This window comes from Seonamhaeicola marinus (assembly GCF_008085455.1).
Genome location: NZ_VSDQ01000267.1, coordinates 1 through 359 on the forward strand (window position 1 = coordinate 1; position 359 = coordinate 359).

The 359-nt window shown below is 28.1% G+C and carries 1 protein-coding gene; it reads left to right on the forward strand.

Annotation, left to right across the window (positions count from 1 at the left end):
• Positions 1–359: DUF6495 family protein (locus FUA24_RS03885; RefSeq protein WP_148540145.1), on the forward strand; the 359-nt coding region annotated here is incomplete at both ends.

The window sequence follows — 359 nt, forward strand, 5'->3', positions numbered from 1 at the left end:
AGAGTTTATAAACTTTTTAGCTACACAGCAAATAACTGCTAGTGAGTGGGAAAATTTAAAAGTAAATAAACCCGAATTAGCAGAAACGGAATTAGATGTGTTTAGTGATTTAATTTGGGAAGGTGTTTTAAATAAAGCTGAATATTTAGAACATATTTCGGCAAAACATATGTATTTGTTTTATCTAGGTGAAGAAAACATGCAAGCCATTGTTATTAACCTAAAAAATGATGTAGATATTACAACTACCGAAGGTTATAATTGGTTACGTGAAAATTTAATGGATGAAAATGTTGAGTTTTTACAGGCAAATAAAGATTACACTGAAGATAAAAACTTAGATAAGTTTAAAATGATAG